General features: G+C 71.8%; 5 protein-coding genes. All 5 read right to left on the bottom strand.

What is annotated here, in order from left to right; all coding sequences use genetic code 11:
- A partial coding sequence (locus tag KBI5_RS26515) for a hypothetical protein (protein WP_157902554.1) occupies nt 1-413 on the bottom strand: 413 nt, incomplete at its 3' end.
- Nucleotides 410-1,696: an AAA family ATPase gene (locus KBI5_RS19490; RefSeq protein WP_085016046.1), complete on the bottom strand. Its 1,287-nt coding sequence runs from the start codon at nt 1,694-1,696 to the stop codon at nt 410-412. The genes KBI5_RS19490 and KBI5_RS26515, both read right to left, overlap by 4 nt.
- A gap of 642 nt (nt 1,697-2,338) precedes the next feature.
- Nucleotides 2,339-2,665, bottom strand: a complete 327-nt coding sequence (locus KBI5_RS19485; RefSeq protein WP_085016045.1) for an HNH endonuclease — start codon at nt 2,663-2,665, stop codon at nt 2,339-2,341.
- Nucleotides 2,662-3,096, bottom strand: coding sequence for a hypothetical protein (locus KBI5_RS19480; protein WP_085016044.1), 435 nt, complete (start codon nt 3,094-3,096; stop codon nt 2,662-2,664). The genes KBI5_RS19485 and KBI5_RS19480 overlap by 4 nt, the downstream gene beginning before the upstream one ends.
- Nucleotides 3,093-3,671: a hypothetical protein gene (locus KBI5_RS19475; RefSeq protein WP_241883027.1), complete on the bottom strand. Its 579-nt coding sequence runs from the start codon at nt 3,669-3,671 to the stop codon at nt 3,093-3,095. Before KBI5_RS19475 ends, KBI5_RS19480 begins: the two co-directional genes overlap by 4 nt.
- Between the last annotated feature and the right edge of the window lie 863 nt (nt 3,672-4,534).

Raw genomic sequence — 4,534 nt, 5'->3', positions numbered from 1 at the left:
GGGGCGAGGCCGGCGGCGTGCTGGCAGGGGGTGCACAGGCCGTAGGCGAGCAGGATCGGGCCGATCGCGGCGGTGCCGAGGTGGAGGGGCCGGGCGGGTCGGCGGCACCGGTCGCACCGGTGGTCCTCGTCCGGGGTGGGGGTGAGGAGGTGGACGCAGGCGGGGCAGGCGAGGAGGCCGGGGGTCCAGACGGCGGCGTGGACCATCCGCGGTGATACGCCGATGTGCGGGCAGGAGCGGACGGGGCCGGTGAGGAGACGGGCGGTGAGGGTCGTGGTTTGCTCGGCGAGCCACGGTGAGGGGGTGACGGTGAGCCGGGCGTGTCCGGTCGCGGCGAGGCGCCGTAGGGTGCGGCGGGCCTCGGTGGACGCGGCGGCGGCCTGGTCGGCCAGGGCGGTCGGGTGGATGGTCATACGGCGGTCCCTGGGGTGTGGAGGGAGCCCGGCCCAGCCGGACGTTTCGGTGACGGTGGGTGAGGTTCGGTGGCCAGTGGCGCCACGGCGGGGCCAGTCACGCCAGTCGCGCCAGGACTCGGAAGCTGGCGTGACTGGCGCGACTGTGGCGCGACTGCCGGTGGTGGTGACGCAGAGCGAGCGGGGTCGAGACGCCAGACGGTGCGTGAAGGGAACCCGGTCCGTTCGGTGACGACTCCCGCCCGGGCGCGGGATCGCTGCAAGGTGCGTTCGGCGATGCCCTCGGCGCGGGCGGCTTTGCGCACGTCGGCCCAGGCCGCTTCCCCGCCGTGGTCGGTGAGGTAGCCGGTCAGCCAGGCGGCGGCGTCGTTGCGGTCGGCACGGCTGTCCGGGTCGCCGGTCTGGGCGTCCCCGAGGATGTCGGCGACCGACCGGTCCGATTCGCCGGTGAACACCAGCCGGCCGACGAACGCCGGTCCTTCCTCGGTGGGAACCTCCGCGGACTCCACCACATAGCGCAGCGACGGCAGATCGAGACGGCCGAGGTTGTTCTTCGCCTGGCTCATGACGCACGAGCCGTCCTCGGCGTCGCTGTCCCGGGCGATCGCGAGCACCGCACGGGCGACCGCGGCGAACGCCCGCGACCCGGTGATCAGGTTCAGTGCGTCCGCGCTCGAGGACTTGTTGAAGTGCGCCAGGCCGACCACCGCGCACCCCGTCCGGTCGGCCATCAACGCCAACGGTTCCAACGCGGTACGCAGATCACGGTCGCGGTGGGTGTCGATCCCGGCGTGAATCAGCGACAGCAACGGGTCGGCGGCCAGCAGCCCCACCCCCATCCGGGTGATCTCCCGGCCCAACGCGTCGGTGTCACGGGGCAGGGTCAGCGGGTCGTACACCCCGTCCTGGTCGACCTCGACCCGGAACACCATCCGCAGATCCGCCCCGGCCACGTACAGGCGGGGGGCGATGGTGTGCGACCAGGAGTCTTCGGACGCGGCGTAGATAACCGGACGGGGCTGCCCGTAGTGGATACCAGGCAGGGTCCCGCGGGTGATCTGCGCGGACAGCCACGCCAACGTCAACGACTTCCCGATCCCTTCCCGGCCAGGGATCACAGTGATCGCCCCGGCGGGAATCCGGTCCTGCCAGGTCCAGCGCACCGGACGCATCCGGATCGCCGACGCCGGGGTGAGCTGGACACGCCGCCTGCCCGGGCCGCCCAACGGCCAGGCCTCAGACGTCGGATCRATCGGGGGGAGGATCCACGGGTCGGCCGTCATCGGACCCCGCCCCCGACCGCCAGGCGTCGCGGCCGGCCGGGGGCGACGGGCCGTGCCCTCCCACGGCGGAACGCGGCGGGTCGATCCGGCGTCGATCCGACGGATCGGGCCGGGGCTGCGAGGAGATGCCCCCTCCCCCCGGCCGGTCGGGGGGGCACGGCCGATTCCTGCAGGTCGAGCTCGGTAATCCGGTCGGCCGATCCGGTCGACCCGACCCGACCCAGGGCGGGGGGCATCTCGATGCGGAAGCACACCGGAACGCAGACCCGAGACGGCCCGGGCGGGCCGGTCAGTCGGGAGGCAGGCAGCATGAACACTCCTCACGGAGCACGAGACGGAAACGGATAGTGGCTACGGCGGGCATTGCGGCCACCGCAATGCGGTGCGGTTGCGGTGCTGCCACCGCAATGCGGTGCGGTTGCGGTGCGGCGGTCGGGGGCGCACCGCGAGTAGGGGAGGGGTGCGGACGTCGCAGCGGACGCGACGGTGACGGGAACGAGGTGCGGTTAGGCCTTCGGGGGTGCGGGCGGGGCGCATCCGGGGTGGGTGACCGGAACGGGCGGGAGCACCYGGCGCCTGTGATCGCCGTGTAGCCGTCCGGTCGGCGGGTCGGGTCGGTCAGAGGGGTGCCCGCGGCGGCGGTCAGGCCGCCGGCGCCTGACCGGTGAGCGCCGCAGGGTGGGCCATCGGGCGCATCGGCACCCGGTACACCGGCGCGGGGGCCGCGCCCCGCCCGGTGGTAGGCACGCCGGCGGCCAGGCGGGCCACCCAGTCGGTAACCGACAGCGCGCCCTTGGACTGCCCGCACGGGGTGCAGGCGGGCACGAGGTTCATCCGACTGTTCGTGCCCCCGGCCGCCCGGGGCACCAGATGGTCAAGATGGTCGGCCGGGCGGGTCAGGCAGTAGCCACAGGTACCGCCGTAAAGGTCGAACAGGTAGCGGCGGGTCGCCGGACTCGACACGCTCACCGGGCCACCCCCGCCAGCGGACGGGTGGTCGTGAACGGCACGCCGAACACGTCGGACAGCAGATCGGCGTAGAACGGCGACAGGCCGGTGGTCTGCCCGGTCCTCCACCGGGTCACGTTGCGCTTGAGGCTGTCGTGGTCGGGCAGGCCGACCCCACGCTTCTGCGCGGCACAGCGCATCGCGGTCATCAGCCGTCCGGTGCTCCACCCGCGTTCCGCGCACAACCGGCGCACGTCGCTGGCCGTCAGACCCAGCTCCCCCACCGCCGAAGCCGGGACAGCGTCGGCGGCGTTGACGACCAGGTCGTGCAGACGCAGCGCCTCCGCGGCAAGCCACCGCAACGCCGCTGCGACATCCCCCGCCGGGTAGCCGGCGGGCACCGGGACGCCCCCGGCCGGCGGCGCGGCATGCTCCAGGGCCGGGATGCTCACCGCACACCCGCCAGGGCGCGGATGTCGGCGGCGAGCATGCCGGCCACGGCCCGGCGGCAGAACGCCGGCCAGGCTTCGGCGTCGAAGGCGGGAGCGAGGACCCGGTAGGGCTCGACGGCCAGGGAAGCAGCGGTCCTGCGCAGAGCGTCGACCCCGTAGCTGTAAGCCAGGCGGGTCAGCTCCCGGCGGACATCGACCGGGGTGGACAGGTGCTCGGCGTACAGGTCGCTGTGCACCATCAGCGCGGCGGCCATCTCATCGGCGGTGAGCTCGTCGACGCCGGACGAAACACCCTCGGCGATCAGCATGTCGAGCACGGCCCGGCGGCAGAGCATCACCCAGTCGTCGCCGATCACGTTGGTGTCGGCCAGCTTGCCGGCGGCCTTGTGAGCAGCGAACAAGCCGTAGGCGGCGACGTGGAACTCGACCTCCCACCGGACATCGGCAGGGGTCTCCAGGTCCTCACGAGTCAACGCATGCGAGTCGGCCAGGACCGCCACCATCACATCGAACGACAACGGAACAGGCACCCGCAGGAAGCCCAGATCCGGCCCGAACTCGTTCGGCTCGAACACCGGCGGCTCCCCGACAGCGACAGGCCCCCCACCAGCGGGGATAGCCTCACTCGGACGCGCGGAAGTACGCTCAAGCAGCATCTTTCGTTCCTCTCGACAAGGCGGTTCGTGGAGGTGCACCGACCCCGGCGGGCAGCCACCCGCCGGGGTCTTCCTCTGCCACCAGTTGGCCGCCGGATCGGTGGCCAACTGGTGTGTCTACAGCATGGAACTGTACGAGCCAGTTGTCAAGCGTGCTCAAGCACGCTCGATCAGGCCCGGCCGTCCTGTCTGCTACACAACCTCACTCAACGCCACGCGCGGCCCCTCCGGTGGCCCGCTAGCGGTGCGGATGGTGCGAATAGTGCGGGTTGCGACGGACACGCTCCCGGGCGTTACCGTGGTCCAGGCATCCGCCCCGGCAGGGAGGGAACCCATGCCCGACAGCAACAGCGCGCTTGACGAAGCAATCCAGCGTGTYGGCTGGACGCCCGAGGAACTTGCATCCGCGCTGAACGCTCGGCTACGCGACGTCGGTCTTGCCCGTCACCAGGTGCATCCCAAGACACCATGGAAATGGATTCGACGTGCGGAGCGTCCGCATTCGCCGTTGCCGACCTACGTCGCCGAAGTTATCAGCGAGCAGCTTGGGCGGACCGTAACTCCCGACGACCTTGGATTGTCTTCCCGTAAGAGGGCARCACTGAGTGTTCCCGCCGACGACGGCCTAGCGCTCCAGTTCTCACCGGACGGCGCGCGGTCGGCCTTGGCGGAACTTGTTCGTCGGGGTCCAACCGTAAGCATTCACCTGGTTTAGGGATCTTGCTGTAGGTGGCGGTTCGTGGGCGTGGCTGTGGGCCGTGCAGGCGGGGCCGGCGCGGCGG

It is taken from the genome of Frankia sp. KB5 (genome assembly GCF_002099325.1).
In the GTDB taxonomy this organism is placed as follows: Bacteria; Actinomycetota; Actinomycetes; order Frankiales; family Frankiaceae; genus Frankia; species Frankia casuarinae.
Note: the sequence above shows the minus strand (reverse complement) of the source record. Positions and strands in the feature narration are given on the sequence as shown.